This is a genomic window from Microbacterium sp. 18062 (assembly GCF_902706225.1).
In the GTDB taxonomy this organism is placed as follows: Bacteria; Actinomycetota; Actinomycetes; order Actinomycetales; family Microbacteriaceae; genus Microbacterium.
Window position 1 is genome coordinate 1 of sequence record NZ_CACSKB010000501.1, and the last position, 418, is coordinate 418.

Below are 418 nucleotides of genomic sequence, written 5' to 3' on the forward strand. Positions count from 1 at the left end.
TAATGGCGCGATGCTGCTCATTGAGCCGCAATTATTGGAGCGGCTATTGGGCCTCAGGCAGCTGACGGCGTCCGCACCCGAGGCTGGCGGCATTCTGATGGGCTACCGCCGCGGCCCCCACACCCACGTGACAGAAGCTACCTTCCCGACGGTGGCAGATGTTCAGCGGCGTTTCGGATTCTTCCGTCATGCCACACATCACCAGCGGGTGGCGCGGCGTCGTTGGAAAGAAAGCGGCGAGACAATAGACTACGTCGGCGGATGGCACACGCACCCTGAAGACGCCCCCTTGCCATCAGGCGTCGACCTCAAGCACTGGCAGGACATTGCGCAGGGGGTTTCTAAACCGATGGTCTTCTTGATCGTCGGCCGAGTGTCTAACTGGTGCGGAGTTGGTATGGGGGCAGAATTGACCTGC

General features: G+C 61.0%; 1 protein-coding gene. It reads left to right on the forward strand.

Going from position 1 to position 418, the window contains the following annotated elements:
- Window positions 1-418 (forward strand): Mov34/MPN/PAD-1 family protein (locus GVL03_RS20920; protein WP_159502721.1); only part of this gene is annotated, 418 nt, incomplete at both ends.